We start from the raw sequence: 19,555 nt of genomic DNA on the forward strand, positions 1-19,555 counted from the left end.
CTCAGGATGCCGATTGCGGGGCGCTTGCCCCGACCCGCAGCTGCCGCACGCCCTCCCGGATGCGGCTCAGCCTCGTCCCGTGCAGCGGGTACAGCCACAGCCAGACCAGCGTGATGGCCAGGATGGCCGCCGGCACTGCCGTCACCAGCAGTCGGAGGCCGATCAGGGCGCTCTCCGGCTGGACGGCCAGGTCGGGGCTGTAGCCGGAGCGGGTCAGCACGAAGGCCAGGATCGCGGCCTGGGCGATGCCGTTGAGCCGCAGGATGAGCGCGTGCATGCCGAAGTACATGCCCTCGCGACGCTGCCCCGTCTGCAGGTGGTCCTCGTCGATCACGTCGGAGATGAGCACGTCCAGCAAGAGGAGCACGGCCGAGACCCCCAGCCCCACCACGCCTGCCGCCACCATGGCGCTCACCAGGTCCCGGGCCAACCAGAAGCCGGTCAACGAGACCAGGAAGAGCACCACCCCCTCCAGCATGGCCCGCCGGGGCCCCACGGCATTGGTGCGGCGCACCCAGAGGGGCAGCGTCACGGCCATGACGCCGAAGGTCGAGGCCAGCACCAGGGTGTTGCCCAGCGGGGAGAGCCCCAGGGCGTACTTGGTGTAAAACGGGATGGCCGCCTGGATGACCGCCAGCGCCAGCTGCACCGAGAAGCTGACCAGCGCGAAGGTGACGAAGGAGAAGTTGGCCAGGGTGTGACGCAGCGCGGGCAACAGGCTCAGCGCCTGGGCCTGACCGAAGCGGGGATCCTCACGTGCCCCCGCCAGAGAGGCCAGCAAGGCCAACCCCGTGATGACGCCGAAGAGCAGGCCCATGCCGTCCCAGCCCAGGGCATCGGCCACCGTCGAGCCCAGGGCCATGCCCAGCGCCAGGCCCACCAGGGTCCACGCCTGCCGCATGGCCGAGACCGAGGCCCGCTCCCGGAGCTGGGGGAACATCTCGGGAAAGAGGGCCGTCCAGTTGAGCACCGTCATGGTGAAGAAGAAGTCATAGGCGCAGATGGTGATCAGGAAGTACCACGGCAGCGCCCCCGCGGTCGACTCGCGCACGCCCGGCGGCGGCGCCCACAGGAGGTAGAAGGCGACCGCGAGCGGGAGCCATCCCGCCGCGATGTAGGGGATGCGTCGGCCCCACCGGCTGCGGGTCCGGTCGGAGATGAAGCCCAAGAGCGGGTCGTTGATGGCGTTCCACAGGCTCCAGATGGCCATCATCTGGCCGATCCGGGCGGCCGGGGCCCGCAGCACGTCGACGTAGAAGAAGAGGATGTACGTGGTGACCACCTGGCCCGGGAGCGCCGCTCCCAGGGAGCCCAGGCTGTAGACGACCTTACGCCACGGCGACACGGGCCCGCCCCCCTACCGGCTCGAGTCCGATCCCCGATTCGCCGCCGTCGGGCGGGCGTCCTGGCACTCTCAACCGCCCGCTGTTGCCAGCACCTCCACGAAGTAGCCATGCACCCGCAGGTCCTCCGTCAGCTCGGGGTGGAAGGCGCAGCCCAGCACCCGCCCGCTCTGCACGGCCACCGGCTGGCCGTCGCAGGTGGCCAGGGTGCGCACCTGCGGGCCCAGCGCGACGATGCGTGGCGCCCGGATGAAGACCCCGGGGAAGGGCTCGCCGTCCAGTGGCGGGTGCAGCACGACGGGCGCCTCGAAGCTGGCCGTCTGGCGGCCGTAGCCGTTGCGCGCGACCGTCACGTCCAGCAGCCGCAACCCCCCACCCGCCTCGTCACGCCCGGCCGGCACCTGGCCCGGCTCCGCCTGCTCCACCACGGTGGTGGCCAGCAGGATCAGCCCGGCGCACGTCCCCATCAATGCGAGGCCCGCGGCATGCGCCTGGAGGATGGCATCGGTCAGGCCGTCTCGCATCAGGCGACGCAGCGTCGTGCTCTCGCCCCCGGTCAGCACCAGGCCCGCCAGCCCCTCCAGGTCCCGGGGCTCTCGGACCCGGCGCACCTGCACCCCCAGCCTGCGGAGCGCGGCCTCGTGCTCCTGCACCGACCCCTGAAGCGCCAGCACGCCGATGAGCCGGGACATCGGCCCGTCACCACCCTCGCTCCTGAAGCCGCTCCGCCGCCTGCAGCTGGGCCGCGGCCCGCCCGGGCATCGCCTCGCCCAGGCCTCTCGATGCCTCGGCCAGGACGCGCGGGTCGTCGTAGTGAGCCACCGCCTGCACGATGGCGCGGGCTCGGGCGGCCGGGTCGGCCGACTTGAAGATGCCCGACCCCACGAAGACGCCGTCGGCACCGAGCTGCATCATGAGCGCGGCATCCGCCGGCGTGGCCACGCCGCCAGCCGCGAAGTTGACCACCGGGAGCCTCCCCTCCTGCGCTACCTGGCGCACCAGCTCGTAGGGGGCCCCCAGCTCCTTGGCCCTGGCCATCAGCTCCTCGGGACCCAGGGTGGTCAGCTCACGGATCTGCCGGTTGACCCGGCGCAGGTGGCGGACGGCCTCCACGACGTCACCCGTGCCGGCCTCGCCCTTGGTGCGGATCATGGCGGCGCCCTCGGCGATGCGCCGAAGGGCCTCGCCCAGGTCGCGCGCGCCACAGACGAAGGGCACCTTGAAGGCGTGCTTGTCGATGTGGTGCTCCTCGTCGGCCGGGGTCAGCACCTCGCTCTCGTCGATGAAGTCCACCTCCAGGGCCTCCAGGATCTGCGCCTCGACGAAGTGGCCGATGCGGACCTTGGCCATGACGGGGATGGTGACGGCCCGCTTGATGGCCTCGACGACGTCGGGGTCGGCCATCCGGGCGACGCCCCCCGCGGCCCGGATGTCGGCCGGTACCCGCTCGAGGGCCATGACCGCGACGGCACCGGCCTCCTCGGCGATGCGCGCCTGCTCGGGGGTGGTGACGTCCATGATGACGCCCCCCTTCAGCATCCGCGCGAGCCCGTCCTTGACCGTCCAGGTACCGGTGCGCCTCTCCATCGCCCGCTCTCCTCCCGAGCGCTCGGGGCGACGGGAGCGAGGCGACGGCTCGCAGGGTCCGGCGGCGGGGGCCAAAGCGGAAGGGCCCGGATCCAGGCCCCGTCACGGGGCCGCCCGGTCTCTGCCGCGCCCTCTCCCACTCGGACTTTACCGTCGGCGCCGGATTCACACCGGCTCGACCGCTGAGGCTGACGGGCTCGTCCCCCGCCGTGCAGGCGGGGGCATCACCGCCGGTCGGGAATCGGGAGTCCGTCCCTCACCCTGCCCCGAAGGCGCTACCATGATGTTGGGGATCGGTCGAAGGGTATTCGAGCCGGCCCGGCTTACTCCCTGCCGCGGGCCCGCCCGTCCCCACCCCCGGTCCGAAGGGAGCGAGACCCATGCGTGCCTGGACCCTGCACCGCCCCGGCCACGTGGCGGACCGTCCGCTCACCCTGGAGGAGCGCCGGCGGCCCGAGCCCGGTCCCGGCGAGGTGCGGTTGCGAGTCCTTGCGTGCGGCATCTGCCGCACCGACCTCCACATCGTCGCGGGGGAGCTGCCGCCACCCCGCCTCCCCGTGGTGCCCGGGCACCAGGTCGTGGCCACGGTGGAGGCCCTCGGCAGCGGGGCGCAGGAGAGCCTGCCGGACGGCATCCAGACGGGCAGCCGGGTCGGGGTGGCGTGGCTCCATCGGGCGTGCGGCCGGTGCGCCTACTGCCTGGGGGGCCGGGAGAACCTCTGCGAGCGGCCCCGCTTCACGGGCTACCACGCCGATGGCGGCTACTCGGAGTGGATGGTGGCGCCCGCCGACGCCCTGCTGCCCATCCCTGCCCGGTACTCGGACGTGGAGGCGGCGCCGCTGTTGTGCGCTGGCGTCATCGGGTACCGCTCGCTCAAGGTGGCCGGCGTCCAGCCGGGCCAGCGGCTGGCGCTGATCGGCTTCGGCGCATCCGCGCACCTGGTGCTGCAGGTGGCGGTGGCCTGGGGGTGCGAGGTGATCGTCTTCTCCCGGGGGCCCCACCACCGGCAGCTGGCGCGGCGCCTGGGCGCCGTCTGGACGGGAGCGCCGGGCGAGACGCCGCCTTTCGCGGCGGACGCGGCCATCTCCTTCGCCCCCGCGGGCGGCGTGGTGCCGGCCGCCCTGCAGGTGTTGCGCCGGGGCGGGACGCTGGCCATCAACGCCGTGCACCTCGAGGGAGGTCTTCCTCCCCTGGACTACGCCCTCCTGTACCACGAGCGCCGGCTGGCCAGCGTGGCCAACACGACCCGGGCCGACGGGCGTGAGTTCATGGCGCTGGCGGCCCGCCTCCCGTTGAGGGTCCACGCCGAGGCCGTGCCCTTCACACAGGCCAACGAGGCACTCCTGCGGCTCCAGGCAGGAGAGACCGAGGCCGCCCTGGTGCTGACCATGGATCGGCATGCGTGAGGCTCGGGAGAGACGGGGGTCACCGGCCGCCTTCGGAGCGGGGCCGCTGCGACGGCGGCGTGCCGGCCGGGCCGGGCTCCCAGATGACGGGCAGCGAGTAGCGGACCACCACCTCCACGTCCTCGACCCAGAAGCGCCGCTTGCCCACCCGCAGGGTACCCGGGCCCAGGTGACGGGTGCGGACCCGTCGCTCGAACCCCAGGACTCGCATCCGGAGGGGATCGCTCGGATAACGGCCCAACCCGCTACGCCTCCGCGATCGATCGTATGGGGCCGAGCCGCGGCCGGTGCCTGCGTCATCGCCTCGTGAGGACCGTCACGACGCCAGCAGGCTCTCGAGGGCGATGGCCGCCCGCAGCAGGTCCAGCTCCTGCCCCCACCGCGTCACCAGCTGCACCGCGATGGGCAGCCCCTCGGGGCTCGTCGCCACCGGCAGGGCCATGGCCGGCAGGCCCGTCAGGTTGAAGGGCCCGGTGAAGCGAGTCATGGCTCGATGGATCGGCTCCACCTCGCCGTCCACCGTCACGACGCGGGTGCCGAGCGGCGGCGGGAGCACCGGCAAGGCGGGCACGAGCAGCAGATCCACCGTGGTCCACACGTCGGCCATCGAGTCGCAGAGCCACCGTCGCATTCGCTGCCCCTGCAGGTAGTCGACGGCCGTGAGGAACTCCCCGATCTTGAGCCGCAGCCTGACGTCCTCGCCGAACCGGTCCCACTGGGCGCGCAGCCGCTCGCGGTGCACCGACGTCGCCTCCGCGTGGAGGATGATGAATTGGGCCACCCGGAAGGCGCCGGGGGCCGGTAGCTCCACCACGACCGGAGCAGCGCCGACGGCGGCGAGGCGCTGGCAGACCACGGCCAGGGCCCGGCGCACCGGGGCCTGGAGGGGCCCCATCCACTCATCGGGTGGCACCCCGATGCGCAGGCCGTCCAGGGCCTGCCGCTGCCAGCGCTCTCGCTGGGAGGCGGACGCCCCCGTGCCATCCGGCAGCCGGTCCACCGCCAGCTCCGCCGCCGCGCGCAACGGGCCCGAGAGCGACGCCCCGGGTGGAGCGGCCCCTCGCGACGCCGTGGCCAGCGCGCGGGCGAAGTCACGCTCCTCGGTGGAGAGCACGTCGGCCATGGCCGCGAAGAGCAGGGCAACGTCGCCCGCCGTGCCGGCCAGGGGGCCTACGTGGTCCAGGCTCCACGACAGCGGGAAGACCCCCTCCCTGGAGATGCGGCCGTACGTAGGCTTGAGGCCTGCGACTCCGCAGGCTGCCGCGGGGATCCGGACCGACCCTCCCGTGTCGGTGCCGAGGGCGGCCGGTACGGCTCCGGCGGCCACGGCCGCGGCGGAACCTCCGCTCGAGCCGCCCGCCACGTGGCCCGGGCGGCGAGGGTTGTCGACCGGGCCGAAGTGGGGGTTTTCGGAGGTGATGCCGTAGGCGAGCTCGTGGAGGTTGGTGGTGCCCATCACGATGGCCCCCTCGGCCACGAGCCGACGCACGGCCTCGGCGTCGCGGGCCGCAGGCTCCGGGGGCAACACGCGCGAGCCCCCCGTCATGACGTGCCCCTCCAGGGCCAGGAGGTCCTTGACGGCGACAGGGACGCCCCACAACAGCGCGGGCTCTCCTGGCGCCGGGCGCGCCGCCTCACGGCGTGCTCGCTCCTCGAGCACCTCGATGAACGCGTGCCCCGGCCCGAGGCCGTAGGCCACCTGCAGGGCCTGCTGGACCACCTCCTCGACCGTGGTGCGGCCGCTGGCCAGCTCGCGCAGGACCGCCAGCACCGAGGTGGCGACCCGGGGTGGCGGACCGAGATCGACGTCCGGCCCCTCTGCAGGGTGCGCCATCGGTACAGGCCGGCCGGCTGTCCGAGCCGCTGGCCCCGCCGCGGGCATCAGGGAGGGAGCGAAGGCTGGCTCTGTCCGGTCGGAGACCGGGATCGCCGACAGCAACTCGAGCTCGGCCAGGTGCTGCTCGAGGCGCCCCGCCCACTGATCGACCCGCCCGAAATCCACCGGCTCTCGACGAAGCCGGCTCAGCGCCGACACCAGCTCCCGCAACACCTCTCGCGACATCGCGTCGACCCCCGTCCGGCTGGAAGGTTCGGGGCGACGGCAAGCCCTCCCTCGCGCGGTGTCCCTGCGGACGGGCAGGAGAGCGGGGGCTGCACCGCGAAATGGACGCGGCATGGAGACGGAGTCCATGTCCCGTCGTCCGTGGCTGGCGGGGGTCAAGGCCGCCCTGCCCATCGCGGTGGGCTACGTCCCCGCCGCCGTCGCCTTCGGGGTGACGGGTCGTCAGGCCGGTCTGGGAGTGGCCGAGACCCTCCTGATGTCGCTGGTGGTCTACGCCGGGGCGAGCCAGTTCGCCCTGGCGGGCATGATCGGCACCGGTGTCCCGGCCCCCGCCGCGGCGGCCGCGGCCCTGGCCCTCAACGTGCGCCACGTCCTGTACGGGCCGGCCCTGGCCCCGCTGCTCCCGAGGCTGGGGCGGGCAGCCACCGTCGGCCTCGCCTTCGGGCTGACCGACGAGGTCTTCGCGGTGGCCTCCACCCTGCTGCCCGGCCGGTCCGTCTCGGGTTGGTGGCTCTTGGGGCTGGAGGCGACGGCCTACGGCGCGTGGGTGACGGGGACGTGGGTCGGGGCCGTCGGGGGCGAGGCGGTGGCCGTACGCCTTCCCGGCGTCTCCGCCGCCATGAGCTTCGCGCTGCCCGCTCTGTTCGTCGCGCTCTTGATGACGCTGCTGGCCTCGGGGCCCCGGGGAGCCTCGGAGGGAGAGACCGGGGCTCTTCGGGCCAGCGCCGCCGTGGGCGCTGCAGTGGCCGTTGGGGCCTGGTGCGTCGGATGGGACCGCTGGGCGGTACTGACGGCCGGGCTCGCCGGCCCGGTGGCCGGCTGGGCCTGGTTGCGCCGGCGGGCCGGCCCACGGGGGATCTCGTCGGCCCGAGCGAGGATCCGGAGGGGGCGCACCCAGCAGGCGTGAGCGTACGCGGTGAGCTGTTGTGGCTCTTCGTGGTGGTGGGCGTCGGGACGTACCTCATGCGGGCGGTGCCGCTGCTCATGGCGAGGCGTTCCGGCACGGCGGCCCAGCTGCCCGTCTCTTCGCGTGGCCGAGAGGAGGCGGGTGGGGCGCTGGTCTGGTTTCGCCTGGTGGCTCCCGCCATCGTGGCCTCCCTCCTGGTCGGCACCCTGCTGCCCCCGCACCCGGCCCCCGGAGGCTGGCAGCAGCACGTGGCCTCGTGGGTGGCGCTCGTCGCTTCGGCATGGGCCCAGGCCCGGTGGGGCAACCTCGGGCTCACGGTGCTCTCCGGCGTCGTCGTCTTCGGGCTGGTGACGTGGGCCATCTGACGGCCTCGGCCCCCACCGGGGAGAGGCCGCGCCACGCAAGGAGTACGATGGATCGACGGGAGGGTTTGCGTTGCGCATCGGAGCGGTGCTGGGCCAGGATCGGGAGACCATCGTCCCGCTGCCGGACGGACCGACGGCGGCCATCGTGGAGACGGAGACGGGGGAGGTCACCTATCTGCCCAACCCGGCGCTCAGCGTCCGGCAGGGCCGCCGGGCGGCGGTGACCCGCCTGTTCATCGACAGCGGGGTCAAGGCGGTGCTCGCGGTGCCCGGTGCTTTCTGCGAGCACTCGCACGAGCTGGCCAGACGCCACGGGCTGGAGTTCATCCCGGTGGCGGCGGGGACGCGACTGCCCCAGGTGCTGGCCGACCCCGCCGGCTATCTGAGCCAGCGCAGGCCCTCGCTGCCCACGGGGATGCTCTTCGTCTCCATGGGCGAGCACCACGGCCATCACGACCATGCCCATCCCCACGAGCATCGCCACGACGACGCGGGCGGGTCCGGGGGCGCCTGAAGGCGCTCTCCGGGCCCGGGCCAGTCGTATTGGTGCGTATTTGCAACAACGCCCGCCTCCGCCCTATCATAGGAGAAGCACCCGACCGTGGTCGCATCGGTTGATTCCGGTGTCCGATCGTGGGCACGGGCACAGGGAGGCGAGCCGGACCGCCATGAGCAGGCCCATTGACGCACTGCTGCAGGAGCAGCGCCGCTATCCTCCCCCGGCCGAGTTCGCGGCACGCGCCAACGTCGACGACCCCGACGTGTACCGGCAGGCCGACGAGGACTTCGAGGGATTCTGGGCTCGGTGGGCCGAGGAGCTGGCGTGGTTTCGCAAGTGGGATCGGGTGCTCGAGTGGCACCCTCCCGATGCCCGCTGGTTCGTCGGCGGTCGCCTCAACGCATCGGTCAACTGCGTCGACCGCCACCTCGCCACGCCCCGCAAGAACAAGGCGGCCATCATCTGGGAGGGCGAACCCGGCGAGACGCGGGTGGTCACCTATCAGGAGCTGGCGCGCCAGGTCAACCGCTTCGCCAACGTGCTCAAGGCCCTGGGGGTGCGCAAGGGCGACCGCGTCACCCTCTACCTGCCCATGATCCCCGAGCTGCCCATCGCCATGCTGGCGTGTGCCCGCATCGGGGCGGTGCACTCGGTGGTCTTCGGAGGCTTCAGTCCGACCGCCCTGGCCCAGCGCATCGCCGACTCAGGCTCTCGGGTGCTCGTCACGTGCGACGAGTACTACCGCCGGGGCGAGCGCATCCCCCAGAAGCGGCGCGCCGACGAGGCCGTCCAGATGGCAGGCGGCATCGACAAGGTGGTGGTGGTGCGCCGCACGGGCGCCAACGTGCCCATGACCCCGGGGCGGGACCTGTGGTGGGACGAGCTGATGGCCTCCGCCGATCCCCACTGCCCCCCGGAGCCCATGGACAGCGAGGACATGCTCTTCATGATGTACACCAGCGGCACGACTGGCAAGCCCAAGGGCATCGTCCACACCACCGGCGGTTACCTGGTCGGCGTCCATGCCACGACCAAGTGGGTCTTCGACTTGAAGGAAGAGGACACGTACTGGTGCTCGGCTGACATCGGCTGGATCACGGGCCACTCCTACATCGTCTACGGCCCGCTCTCCAACGGGGCCACCACCGTCATGTACGAGGGCTCACCCGACTGGCCCGACAAGGATCGCCTCTGGAGCATGGTGGAGCGTTACGCCGTCAACATCTTCTACACCGCGCCGACCGCCATCCGGCAGTTCATGCAGTGGGGCGAGGCGTACCCCCGTCGCCACGACCTGTCGAGCCTGCGTCTGCTCGGCAGCGTGGGCGAGCCCATCAACCCCGAGGCGTGGGTCTGGTACCACCGGGTCATCGGCGGCGAGCGCTGCCCCATCGTCGACACCTGGTGGCAGACCGAGACCGGCATGATCCTCATCACGCCGTTGCCGGGCATCACCGTCACCAAGCCGGGCTCGGCGACCCGTCCCTTCCCCGGGGTGAAGGCGGCGGTCCTCGACGAGCAGGGGCAGCCCGTGCCGCCGGGTGGAGGAGGCTACCTGGCCATCCTGCGCCCGTGGCCGGCGATGCTGCGGACCATCTGGGGCGACCACCAGCGCTACGTCGACACCTACTGGTCTCGGTGGAACCGGCAGACATACTACCCCGGCGACGGGGCCAAGTGGGACGAGGACGGCTACTTCTGGGTGCTGGGCCGTGTCGACGACGTGATGAACGTGGCGGGCCATCGCCTCTCCACCATGGAGATCGAGAGCGCCCTGGTGGAGCACCCCGCGGTGGCCGAGGCCGCCGTCATCGGCGCCACCCACTCCATCAAGGGGCAGGTGCCGGTCGCCTTCGTCATCCTCAAGTCCGGCTGGGAGCCCTCGGAGGCCCTGGAGCGGGAGCTCAAGGAGAAGGTCGCGCAGGTGATCAGCCCCATCGCCCGGCCGGACCGGGTCGTCTTCACCCCGGACCTGCCCAAGACGCGCAGCGGCAAGATCATGCGCCGCCTGTTGAGGGACATCGTACACGGCTCGGCGCTGGGCGACGTGACCACCCTGCGTAACCCCGAGGTGGCCGAGCATCTCCGCCAGGCCTTCGAGACGGCGGCGCCCCACCGGGCCGCCTCCGGCTGACGGACCAGGCCGGGTCGGGCGTGCGACGCGCCACGGCTCGATGCGGGAGCCGCCCCGGTGGCTGGCCGGGGCGGCTCCGGTCTCGTCGTCTCGTCGATCCGTCCCTCAGTCCACGACGGCGTTGGCCTCGATGACCCGCCGGTACCAGTGCGCGCTGTCCTTCCAGATGCGGGCCTGCGTGTCGAAGTCGACGTAGAGCACGCCGAAGCGCTTGCTGTATCCGTGGGCCCACTCGAAGTTGTCCATCAGCGACCACAGGAAGTAGCCCCGCACCGGTACCCCGTCGTCGATGGCCCGGGAGACCGCCAGGAGGTGGTCCCGCAGGTAGGCCACCCGGGCCGGGTCGTGGACGGCCCCGTCAGGGCTCACCGCGTCGTCGAAGGCCGCCCCGTTTTCGGTGATGAGGATGGGCAGCTCCCCGGTGTACTCGTGGCGCAGCCGCTCGAGGAGACGGCGCAGTCCCTCGGGATAGACCTCCCAGCCCATGGCGGTCTTGGGCAGCGGCCCCTCCACCTGGCGCATCGCCATCAGTGGCTCGCCGGGCTCGTGGCGCACCAGCTGGCGGCTGTAGTAGTTGACGCCGAGGAAGTCGATGGGAGCTGCGATGGCCCGCATCTCCTCCTGGGGCGGCTCCGGCAGGGGCAGGCCGAGGCCGGCGAAGTGCGCCACCATGTCGGACGGGTAGGCCCCCCGGAAGAGGGGATCGAGGAACCACCGGTTGAGCAGCCCGTCCAGACGCCGGGCGGCGGCCTCATCCTCGGGGTCGTCGCCGGCTGGTTCTACCGGCGAGAGGTTGAGCGTGATGCCGATGCGGCCGTGACGCCGTCCGCCCTCGCGGTAGGCCTGCAGGGCCAGGGCGTGGGAGAGCAGCAGGTGGTGGGCCGCCCTGAAGCCCGCCATCGGATCCTGCAGGCCGGGCGCGTGCTCGCCGGTCACGTGCCCCAGGATGGCGACCACGAAGGGCTCGTTTTGGGTGATCCAGTACGGCACCGCCTCGTCGAGGCGGTCGAAGAGATAGGCCGCGTAGTCGGCGAAGCGGTAGGCCGTGTCTCGGTGGGCCCAGCCGCCCCGCTCCTGCAATGCCTGGGGCAGATCCCAGTGATACAGGGTGACGACGGGCACGATGCCTCGCTCGCGCAGCGCGTCGATGAGCCGCCGGTAGAAGTCGAGGCCCTTGGGGTTGGCCTGGCCACGGCCCTGGGGGAAGATGCGGGGCCAGGCGACGGAGAAGCGGTACGCCCCGACACCCAGCCTCGCCATCTCCTCCACGTCGGCCCGGTAGCGGTGGTAGTGATCGCAGGCCACGTCGCCGGTGTGACCCTGGTAGACCTTGCCCGGCGTGTGGCTGAAGCGGTCCCAGATGGACTCGCCGCGGCCGTCCTCTGCGACGGCGCCCTCGATCTGGTAGGCCGCCGTGGCCACACCCCACAAGAACCCTTCCGGAAAGCGCCCTTCGGTCATCCACTCGCCCCCTGATCAAGACCGCAGGAGCGGGAGGACCTCCTCCGCGAAGAGCTCCAGCGGCCACAGCTCGGCGGCACCTCGGATGTTGAGGATGAGGTAGGAGGCGCCCGCCTCCACGAAGCGCCTCAGGTAGGCCGCCACTTCCTCCGGCACTCCCACCGCCGACTCCTGCCGAAGCCGGTCGAGATCCGCACCGGGGCCGACGTAGCGGGCCACCTGCCGGTCCACCTCGTCTCGGTCGCGGCCGATGAGGACCGGACAGCTGTAGGTCAGCTCGAGCTGCGCCGGATCCCGGCCCACCCTCCGGCAGTGGTCCAGGAGGACGTCAGCCTTGTGTCGGAAGTTGTCGAGAGACCCGCCGAAGTTGGCGCGGTCGGCATGGCGCGCCACCACGGCCAGGGTGCGCCGCTCCCCACCGCCGCCCACCAGCACGGGCGGGCGCGGCCTCTGCAGCGGCTTGGGGTCGCAGTACGCGTCGCGCAGCTGGTAGTAGCGGCCCTCGTAGGTGACGCTGGGCTCGCTCCAGAGGCGGCCGATGACCTCGAGCGCCTCCTCCAGCATCGCGATGCGCTCGCCGGCCCGTGGGAAGGGGTAGCCGTACCCCCGGTACTCGTGCTCGTACCAGCCCGCCCCGATGCCGAACTCGAGGCGCCCTCCCGACAGCACGTCGGCCGTCGCGGCCATCTTGGCCAGGAGGGCCGGATTGCGGTAGGAGTTGCACGTCACGAGCTGGCCGATGCGCAGCGTGACCGTCTGCGACAGCAACGCGGCCGTGGAGATCCAGCACTCGAAGACGCTCGACGTCTGGGGCGTCGGGACGGTGTGGAAGTGGTCGTACAGCCACCCCGAGTCGAAGCCCGCCGCCTCCAGGGTGCGTGCCACGCGCACCATGACCCGCCACTGCTGGTCCGCTGGCAGGTCCGCGGGGAGGTCCATCACCCATCCCTGCGGGATCATGGCGCCCACCCGCAACGGAGGCGCCTTGAAGCCGGCGACCGCGGCCCCCTGGGGTCGGGTCTGCTCCAGCGTCTGCAACGGCTTCACCTCCGGCTCTCAAGGCTGCCCCGAGCGGTACCGCTCCCTCATCTCGGCCAGGGTGATGGGCTGGTAGTCGCCGGCGTGCCCCGCGCTGCCGAAGGCCTCCATGCGGGAACGCACGACCCGGGCGATGGCCTCGCGGGCGGGCCCCAGGTACTCGCGCGGGTCGAACTTGGCCGGCTGCTCGGCGAAGAAGCGCCGGATGGTGGCGGTGACGGCCAGGCGGATGTCGGTGTCGACGTTGATCTTGCGCACTCCGAGCTGGATGGCGCGCTGGATGCTCTCCACCGGTACGCCCTTGCTGCCAGCCAGGGAGCCGCCGAAGCGGTTGACCTCCTCCACCAGCTCGACCGGCACCGATGACGAACCGTGCATGACCAGCGGGATCCGGACCCGCCGGTAGATCTCCGGGATCAGGTCCAGGGCCAGCTTGGGCTCGGCCTTGAACTTGTAGGCACCATGGGAGGTGCCGATGGCCACCGCCAGGGCGTCGCACCCCGTGCGCTCCACGAAGATCTCGGCCTGGGCGGGGTCCGTCAGCTTGACCGTGCCCTGGACGTCCTCCTCGATGCCCCCCAGGGTGCCGAGCTCGGCCTCCACCGAGACGCCGTGGTCGTGCGCGTACTCCACCACGGACCGGGTCAGCGCCACGTTATCCTCGAACTCCAGGTGGGATCCGTCGATCATGACGGAACTGAAGCCCAGGGAGATGGCGGTCTTGACCGTCTCCAGGCTGTCGCCGTGGTCGAGGTGGATGACCACCGGGATGTCAGGGTTTTCTTCCAGGGCCGCCTGCAGCAGGTGCTTGAGGTAGACGAAGTTGGTATACTTGAGCGCGCCCCGGCTCGCCTGCAGGATGACCGGCGAGCGAGCCTGGCGGGCCGCCATCATGATCCCCTGCACCTGCTCCATGTTGTTGACGTTGAACGCGCCGACGCCGTAGTCGGCCCTCTCGGCCTCCTGGAGGCATTGACGCAAGGTAACGAGACCCATTTGCTGACCTGCACTCCCCTCTCCGCAGATGCCGCCCCTACGAGAGACTTCCCGTCCCGGCTGCGGGGTTCCTGCGGTCGGGGAGCCGAGGGGAGGCCGCCGAGGGGACCACGGCCCGTCGCCCGTCGGGCCCTTCCAGGATGACGAAGCCATCGCCGTAGGCGGCTCGCAGCGCCGCCGGCTCCAGGGCCCGGCGGGGCGGCCCGTCGGCCACGACCCTTCCGTCGGCCAGCATCACCACCCGATCGGCCAGAGCTGCCAGGTTGGGGTCGTGCACCACCATCAAGACGGCCAGCCGGGATCGCTCCACCAGCGCTCGCAACGTGCCCACCAGCGCCGACTGGTGGTGCAGGTCGAGGTGCGAGGTCGGCTCGTCCAGCAGCAGGTGGCGGGCTCCCGTCGCCAGCGCCCGGGCCAGGGCCACCCGCTGGCGTTCGCCCCCGGAGAGGGTCTCCACCGGCCGGTGTGCCAGGCCGCTCACGCCCGTCGCCTCCATCGCCCGCCAGGCCGCCGCCCGATCCTGCACGCTCTCCGGCCCCAGCCAGCCCATGTGGGGCAGACGGCCCAGCAGTACCACCTGGAGCACCTCCATGCCTTCGGGCAGGAGCACCTGTTGCGGCACGTAGGCGACGCGACGGGCCCGCTCCCATGTGGTGACCCGGACCAGGGGCCGGCCGTCCAGGCGGACCTCCCCTCGCCAGGGGGCCAGCAGGCCCGCGGCGATCCGCAGCAGCGTGCTCTTGCCGCTGCCGTTGGGTCCGATGAGGGCCGTCAGGCCGGGCTCCAGGCGCAGGGTGACGTCTCGCAGCACCTCCGTCCCGCACCCGTAGCGATGGGCGATGCCCTCAAGGCTCAGCATGCCTGTCGCCCCGCTTCAGCAAGTAGAGGAAGAAGGGCCCTCCCAACAGGGTGGTCACCACCCCGACGGGCAGCTCGGCGGGGCGCACCGCCACCCGGGCCCCCAGATCCGCCGCCACCAGCAACAGCGCGCCCCCCACGGCCGACGCCGGCAGCAGCGCCCGGTAGTCGCCGCCCAGCAGACGCCGCAGGATGTGGGGCACGACCAGGCCGACGAAGCCGATGATGCCCACCTGGGCCACCACCGACGCCGTGGCCAGCGAGGCCGCGGCGATGACCCCCGTCTTGAGCGGACCCACCGGCAGACCGAGGGAGGCCGCCACGTCCTCGCCCATCTGGATGGCGTTGAGGGGACGGCCCGCCACCAGCAGCAAGGCCGACCCGAGGGCTGCCCCCGGCAGGGCCAGGCGGAGCTGTGGCCAACCGACCGTGCCCAGGTTGCCCAGGCTCCAGCTGAAGACCGCCCGCACCCGGTCGGCGTCTCGCATCATCAGGTAGGTCGTGGCCGCCGTCAGCACCGAGCCGACCACCACTCCCGCCAGCACCAGGTCGGTGGTGCGCCGGCCGCCCGCCGTTCGCGCCAGCACCACCGCGGCCAGCACGGCCCCCAGCCCCCCGGCGAAGGCGGCCGCTGGCACCAGGTACCCCGTCGCGCCCGCCTCCGCCAGCCCCGTGAAGGCCTGCGGCAACGCCTGCCCCGCCGCCATGGCGACGGCCGCGCCGAACAGCGCGCCCGACGCCACGCCCGTCAGGTACGGGTCGGCCAGGGGGTTGCGGAAGATGCCCTGCAGCGCCGCCCCCGAGATGCCCAGCGCCGCGCCCGCCACGAGCCCCACCAGCACCCTCGGCAGTCGGAGTTGCCAGACGATGGCGGCCGCGCCCTGCAGGGGACGGCCCGTCACGCCGCGCAGCATGGCGTCCAGCACGTCCCGCCAGCCCACCGGCACGCTGCCCCACCACAAGGCGACGGCCGACACCATCGTCAGGCTCACCACCATGGCGGCCCACGGAAGCGGCCGTCGGGGCGCGGGCGCCCTCGTGTCGGGCCCCTCGGGGGAGGGGCGGGGCCCGAGGGGCGGCGTCACGGAGCGCCCAGCTCGTCTCGGAGCGCCGGGTGCAGGAGGGCGGCCAGCAGCCGGACGGCCTCGGCCACCCGGGGCCCCGGGCGGCTGACGAGGTCGACCTGGGCGGCGTCGAGCGCTATCACCTGGCCCTCCCGCAGCGCGCGGAGCGCCGCCCAGCCAGGCCGCTCCGCCAGCTGCCGGGCCGTCACGCCGTAGGGGGCGTCGCCCAGGACGATCACCTCGGGATCGGCCTGGATGACCAGCTCGGGGCTGATCCGCGGGAAGAGACCGAGTTGGGCCGGCACCACGTTGCGGCCTCCGGCGAGCTCGATGAGCGCCCCGATGAACGAGTCAGGCCCTGCCGCATAGGGGGTCGGGTCGATTTCGTAGTAGACCGACGGCGAGCGGCCCGAGGCCCGCACCAGCTCGGCCACCCGTTGCATCTCCTGTCGGATGGACTCCACGAGGCGCATGGCCCGATCCTCGCGGTCCAGCAGGCGGCCCAGGGTCCTCAGGTTGCGAAAGCCGTCCTCCAGCGTCTCCGACTCCAGGATGAAGATGGTCAGCCCCGCCTGGCGCAGGGCCTGGGGCAGGCGTCCGTACTTGCTGAGCAGCACCAGGTCAGGGTCCAGGGACACGATCCGCTCCACGTTGGGATCGTAGAGACCGCCGAGCCGCGGCAGCGACGACACCTGCGGCGGGTAGTTGGAGTAGTCGTCGACGCCCACGAGACGGTCGCAGGCATCCAGGGCGCAGACCGCCTCGGTCAGCGAGGGCACCAGGGAGACGATCCGCTGCGGGGAGGCCTCGAGCCTCACGGGGTTGCCGGCATCGTCGACCAGCTCCGTCGGATACGAGGCGGCGGCGACGGGCGGGGCCGGTGCGAGCGCCAGCGCCTGGACCAGCGCCAGGGCCAGCAGCAGCCCGGCGATGGCGAGCGACCGTGCCCTCCTGGGGTACGAGAGACGAGCGAGACGATACGACGCGGCCAAGCTGACCACTCCCCCTCCTCGAGAGGTGCCCGTTCCGAGGGCTCCCCTGGCAGGCATTCGGGCTTCCAGGGCGCCGCGACGGCGTGCCTGCAGCCAGCCGCCCATGCGGGCGGCTCCGCCGTCGGGCCCCTGGTTACCGTTGCGGGACAGCGCCGGACTCTCACCGGACTTCCCCACTTTAAGCCGGGGCTACGCGCCCCGGCACCAGGGGCGGCTCGATCGAATAGGGCTTGTCGCCTCCAAGATACCTCCACTCGGCCCCGGCCACAATACGCGCACCCGCGTCCGGCGGCAGGGGCCCGGGGGCCGTTGGCCAATTGGTGGTCCGGACCGCAACTCGCCGGGAGGTGGCTCCGTTGCATCCGCTCGTCGCCCGCATGACCCCCGAGGAGAAGATCGGCCAGATGCTGATGCCCGCCGTCATCCCCGACGAGACCGGCATGCCGTCGGCTCAGACCCGTGAGATGGTGCAGCGCTACGGCGTCGGCTTCGTCATCACCTACGGCCACCGCACGGTGCGGCACCTGGCCGAGTCCAACAACCGGCTGCAGCGGTGGGCCGCCGCCACCCGGCTGGCCATCCCGGTCATGGTGGGCGCCGACCTCGAGTACGGCCTGCGTCACAACGTGGCGCTGGGCGTGGTGGCCTTCCCCCGGCAGATGGGCATCGGCGCGGCGATGAGCGAGGAGCTGGCCTACCGCATCGCCCAGGCCACCGCCCGGCAGGCCCGGGCAGCCGGGGTGCACTGGGACTTCTCACCCCTCGTCGACGTCAACACCAACCCCCACAACCCGGTCGTCGGCATCCGGGCCTTCGGCGACGACCCGCGGTGGGTGGGGCGGCTGAGCGCGGCCATGATACGGGGGTACCAGGAGGCCGGCGTGGTCTCCACGCCCAAGCACTATCCCGGACACGGCGACACGTCGCTGGACTCCCACCAGGACCTGCCGACGGTCGACCTGCCCGAGGCCGTGCTGAGGGAGACGCACCTGGCCCCCTTCGCGGCCGCCTTCGCCGCGGGCGCCGACTCCATCATGACTGCCCACATCGTCGTCAGGTCCCTCGACCCCGACCGCCCCGCCACGCTCTCGCCGGCCTCGCTGACGCAGCTGCTGCGACGGGAGCAGGGGTTCGAGGGGGTGGTGGTGACCGACGCGATGAGCATGGGCGCCATCGCCGACCGGTTCGGCGCGGGCGACGCCGCACGCATGGCCGTCGAGGCCGGGGCCGACGTGGTGATGGCCACCGGCTCCTACGCCGATCAGGTCGCCGCCTGGACGGCGCTGGTGCAGGCGGTGCTGCGGGGCGACCTGCCGATGGAGCGCATCGACGCCTCGGTGGACCGGATCCTGCGGCTCAAGGAGAAGTATGGGCTGCTGCAGGGCGACCGCCCGCTCCCAGCTGAGGTGGACCCCGACGCGGCGGAGCGGGAAGCAGCCGACCCCGCCTGGAGGACGCTGGCCTCCGAGGCCTTTCGCCGCAGCCTGACCGTCGTGGTGGACCGGGGCGTGCTCCCCCTCCGCCCGGAGACGGTGCGGACGCTCCTGGTGACGGGGCCCCGAGAGGCCGACGAGGTGGCGGCGGCCATGCGTCGCCGCTATCCGGCGGTGGTGGCCCTGCCCACTCCGGGCGGCGGGTGGAGCGACGGCTTCTCGCCCTCCTCCACCGAACTGGCGGCGGCCGAGCGTCTCGCCCGCTCCGTGGATGCGGCGGTGGTGCTCACCTACTCCTCGTTCAAGCCGCCGCTGGCGCCGGGCCAGGTGGAGCTCGTGCGGCGGGTGCGCGCCGCGGGCATCCCCGTGGTGGTGGTGGCCCTGGGGCTGCCGTACGACGTCACGAGCCTGGGCCACCTGGACGCCTTCGTGGCCACCTACGCCCAGGATCGCTGGGGCACGCCGAGCCCGCTGCCGCGAGAGCTGACGGACGCGCTGGCCGACCTCGTCTCCGGCGCCTTCGAGGCGCAGGGGCGTCTGCCGGTGGTGCTGGACGGGCGGGCGGGCTAGTGCCCGCCTCTCACAGCCAGGCGGGGCCGTATCTGAAGAGCACCATGCCGGCGAACCAGACGCCGTAGCCGATGGCCAGGTGGAGGGCCGGCTCCCGGTAGGGCGGGTGCAGGTGGGTCACCGCGTAACCGGCGTCGGAGCTGAGGCAGACGATGGTCCACCAGAGCCCCACGTCCCACTCGGCGGCCAGCCACGCCCCGAAGAGGACCATGGTCTGGGAGACGACGAGCCCGATCCACGAGATCCTGGGTCGGGGGCGCCTCGTCGCTCCTGTCGCCTGTGCTCGCCGCACACCCACCGCCTCCTTGCCGGGTCGGCATCGTCTCGGTGCGAGGGCGAGGCCCGGCGGCCCGGGCTCACGCGCTCAGTAGCCGAATCCCTTGAGGCCTGCGCTGAAGGCCTCGTTGACCACGTGGGAGCGCACCCGGGAGTAGACGCTCATCGCCACCTTGACGGTGGCCCTGGCGGTCTGCGTCCCGAGCTGCGTGGCGCTGCCCAGCGCGCCCATCCCCGCCCCCACCAGGACCGATGCCGCCATCCCGGTCCAGTAGCGGGCGTCGGTGGCCTCGAAGGGGCGCGAGCGGGCGTAGGTGTAGGCGGCGTCGGCGGCGCCCAGGGCGGCGCCCAGCGCCACGTTCCACCAGTCGCCCGTCAGCGTCTCCTGCCGCTCCGGGTCGATGGGCACCCCAAACTCACCGGGGTCGAAGGCCGCGCTGGGCCGAGGGGACGAGTCGTCACCCGCCGCGGCCAGGACCGTCGGCGACAGGGCCACGCTCGCCACCAGCGCGATCGCGACCAGCACGCACAGGGACCGCGTCAGCCGCATCGTCTCTCCTCCTC

At 72.5% G+C, this 19,555-nt stretch carries 19 protein-coding genes and 2 riboswitches; of the genes, 6 read left to right on the plus strand and 13 right to left on the minus strand.

Features of this window, described 5'->3' with window-relative positions; translation table 11 throughout:
• Position 1 precedes the first annotated feature (1 nt).
• From VLY81_RS13290 to pdxS, 3 genes are all read right to left on the minus strand, one after another.
• Entirely contained in the window at positions 2–1,345 is a 1,344-nt protein-coding gene (locus VLY81_RS13290) for an MFS transporter (RefSeq protein ID WP_324668692.1), read from the minus strand.
• Positions 1,346–1,414: 69 nt separating this feature from the next.
• Positions 1,415–2,035, minus strand: coding sequence for a pyridoxal 5'-phosphate synthase glutaminase subunit PdxT (pdxT, locus tag VLY81_RS13295; RefSeq protein WP_324668693.1), 621 nt, complete (start codon positions 2,033–2,035; stop codon positions 1,415–1,417).
• A gap of 7 nt (positions 2,036–2,042) precedes the next feature.
• Positions 2,043–2,930, minus strand: a complete 888-nt coding sequence (gene pdxS / locus VLY81_RS13300; protein ID WP_324668694.1) for a pyridoxal 5'-phosphate synthase lyase subunit PdxS — start codon at positions 2,928–2,930, stop codon at positions 2,043–2,045.
• Positions 2,931–3,054: 124 nt separating this feature from the next.
• Positions 3,055–3,208, minus strand: a riboswitch (FMN riboswitch).
• Positions 3,209–3,310: 102 nt separating this feature from the next.
• On the opposite strand from pdxS, the gene VLY81_RS13305 reads away from it, so the two are divergent.
• Positions 3,311–4,336, plus strand: a complete 1,026-nt coding sequence (locus tag VLY81_RS13305) for a zinc-dependent alcohol dehydrogenase family protein (RefSeq protein ID WP_324668695.1) — start codon at positions 3,311–3,313, stop codon at positions 4,334–4,336.
• Positions 4,337–4,355: 19 nt separating this feature from the next.
• Here the strand turns inward: VLY81_RS13305 and VLY81_RS13310 are convergent, their stop codons facing one another.
• Together VLY81_RS13310 and VLY81_RS13315 are read right to left on the minus strand one after the other, a co-directional pair.
• Positions 4,356–4,547, minus strand: coding sequence for a hypothetical protein (locus tag VLY81_RS13310; RefSeq protein ID WP_324668697.1), 192 nt, complete (start codon positions 4,545–4,547; stop codon positions 4,356–4,358).
• Positions 4,548–4,652: 105 nt separating this feature from the next.
• Positions 4,653–6,398 carry an amidase gene (locus VLY81_RS13315; RefSeq protein WP_324668698.1) on the minus strand — a complete coding sequence of 582 codons (1,746 nt, stop codon included), beginning with the start codon at positions 6,396–6,398 and terminating at the stop codon, positions 4,653–4,655.
• Between the two features lie 112 nt (positions 6,399–6,510).
• Between VLY81_RS13315 and VLY81_RS13320 the strand changes: the two genes are divergently transcribed.
• The 4 genes from VLY81_RS13320 (at position 6,511) to acs (ending at position 10,303) form a co-directional block, all read left to right on the plus strand.
• Positions 6,511–7,305: an AzlC family ABC transporter permease gene (locus VLY81_RS13320; protein WP_324668699.1), complete on the plus strand. Its 795-nt coding sequence runs from the start codon at positions 6,511–6,513 to the stop codon at positions 7,303–7,305.
• Positions 7,302–7,670, plus strand: coding sequence for an AzlD domain-containing protein (locus VLY81_RS13325; RefSeq protein ID WP_324668700.1), 369 nt, complete (start codon positions 7,302–7,304; stop codon positions 7,668–7,670). The genes VLY81_RS13320 and VLY81_RS13325 overlap by 4 nt, the downstream gene beginning before the upstream one ends.
• Before the next feature lie 70 nt (positions 7,671–7,740).
• A complete protein-coding gene (locus tag VLY81_RS13330; RefSeq protein ID WP_324668701.1) occupies positions 7,741–8,184 on the plus strand; it encodes a NifB/NifX family molybdenum-iron cluster-binding protein in 444 nt (147 codons plus the stop codon).
• Between the two features lie 154 nt (positions 8,185–8,338).
• The gene (acs, locus tag VLY81_RS13335) at positions 8,339–10,303 is read left to right on the plus strand and encodes an acetate--CoA ligase (RefSeq protein ID WP_324668702.1); all 1,965 of its coding nucleotides are present in this window, start codon (positions 8,339–8,341) and stop codon (positions 10,301–10,303) included.
• Between the two features lie 105 nt (positions 10,304–10,408).
• Here acs and VLY81_RS13340 read toward each other — a convergent pair whose 3' ends face one another.
• The 6 genes from VLY81_RS13340 to VLY81_RS13365 all read right to left on the minus strand — a co-directional run bounded on the left by VLY81_RS13340 (position 10,409) and on the right by VLY81_RS13365 (position 16,712).
• Entirely contained in the window at positions 10,409–11,764 is a 1,356-nt protein-coding gene (locus VLY81_RS13340; RefSeq protein WP_324668703.1) for a GH1 family beta-glucosidase, read from the minus strand.
• Positions 11,765–11,779: 15 nt separating this feature from the next.
• Positions 11,780–12,811 (minus strand): LLM class F420-dependent oxidoreductase, encoded by a 1,032-nt coding sequence (locus VLY81_RS13345; protein WP_324668704.1) that lies wholly within the window; start codon positions 12,809–12,811, stop codon positions 11,780–11,782.
• 9 nt (positions 12,812–12,820) lie between these two features.
• The gene (fba, locus tag VLY81_RS13350; RefSeq protein WP_324668705.1) at positions 12,821–13,798 is read right to left on the minus strand and encodes a class II fructose-1,6-bisphosphate aldolase; all 978 of its coding nucleotides are present in this window, start codon (positions 13,796–13,798) and stop codon (positions 12,821–12,823) included.
• Positions 13,799–13,835: 37 nt separating this feature from the next.
• Positions 13,836–14,657, minus strand: a complete 822-nt coding sequence (locus VLY81_RS13355) for an ABC transporter ATP-binding protein (protein WP_324668706.1) — start codon at positions 14,655–14,657, stop codon at positions 13,836–13,838.
• Positions 14,644–15,654, minus strand: a complete 1,011-nt coding sequence (locus tag VLY81_RS13360) for a FecCD family ABC transporter permease (protein WP_405001386.1) — start codon at positions 15,652–15,654, stop codon at positions 14,644–14,646. Before VLY81_RS13360 ends, VLY81_RS13355 begins: the two co-directional genes overlap by 14 nt.
• Positions 15,655–15,737: 83 nt before the next feature.
• On the minus strand, positions 15,738–16,712 hold the full coding sequence (locus VLY81_RS13365) for an ABC transporter substrate-binding protein (RefSeq protein ID WP_324668708.1): 975 nt from the start codon (positions 16,710–16,712) through the stop codon (positions 15,738–15,740).
• Between the two features lie 31 nt (positions 16,713–16,743).
• Positions 16,744–16,936: riboswitch (cobalamin riboswitch) on the minus strand.
• A gap of 132 nt (positions 16,937–17,068) precedes the next feature.
• Here VLY81_RS13365 and VLY81_RS13370 point away from each other — a divergent pair.
• Positions 17,069–18,715, plus strand: coding sequence for a glycoside hydrolase family 3 protein (locus VLY81_RS13370; protein WP_324668709.1), 1,647 nt, complete (start codon positions 17,069–17,071; stop codon positions 18,713–18,715).
• A 10-nt stretch (positions 18,716–18,725) separates the two neighbouring features.
• Here the strand turns inward: VLY81_RS13370 and VLY81_RS13375 are convergent, their stop codons facing one another.
• Positions 18,726–19,013 (minus strand): hypothetical protein, encoded by a 288-nt coding sequence (locus tag VLY81_RS13375; protein ID WP_324668710.1) that lies wholly within the window; start codon positions 19,011–19,013, stop codon positions 18,726–18,728.
• A 66-nt stretch (positions 19,014–19,079) separates the two neighbouring features.
• Positions 19,080–19,541, minus strand: a complete 462-nt coding sequence (locus VLY81_RS13380; protein ID WP_324668711.1) for a hypothetical protein — start codon at positions 19,539–19,541, stop codon at positions 19,080–19,082.
• Between the last annotated feature and the right edge of the window lie 14 nt (positions 19,542–19,555).

The sequence above is a fragment of the Limnochorda sp. LNt genome (assembly GCF_035593265.1).
Classification (GTDB): domain Bacteria; phylum Bacillota; class Limnochordia; order Limnochordales; family Geochordaceae; genus Geochorda; species Geochorda subterranea.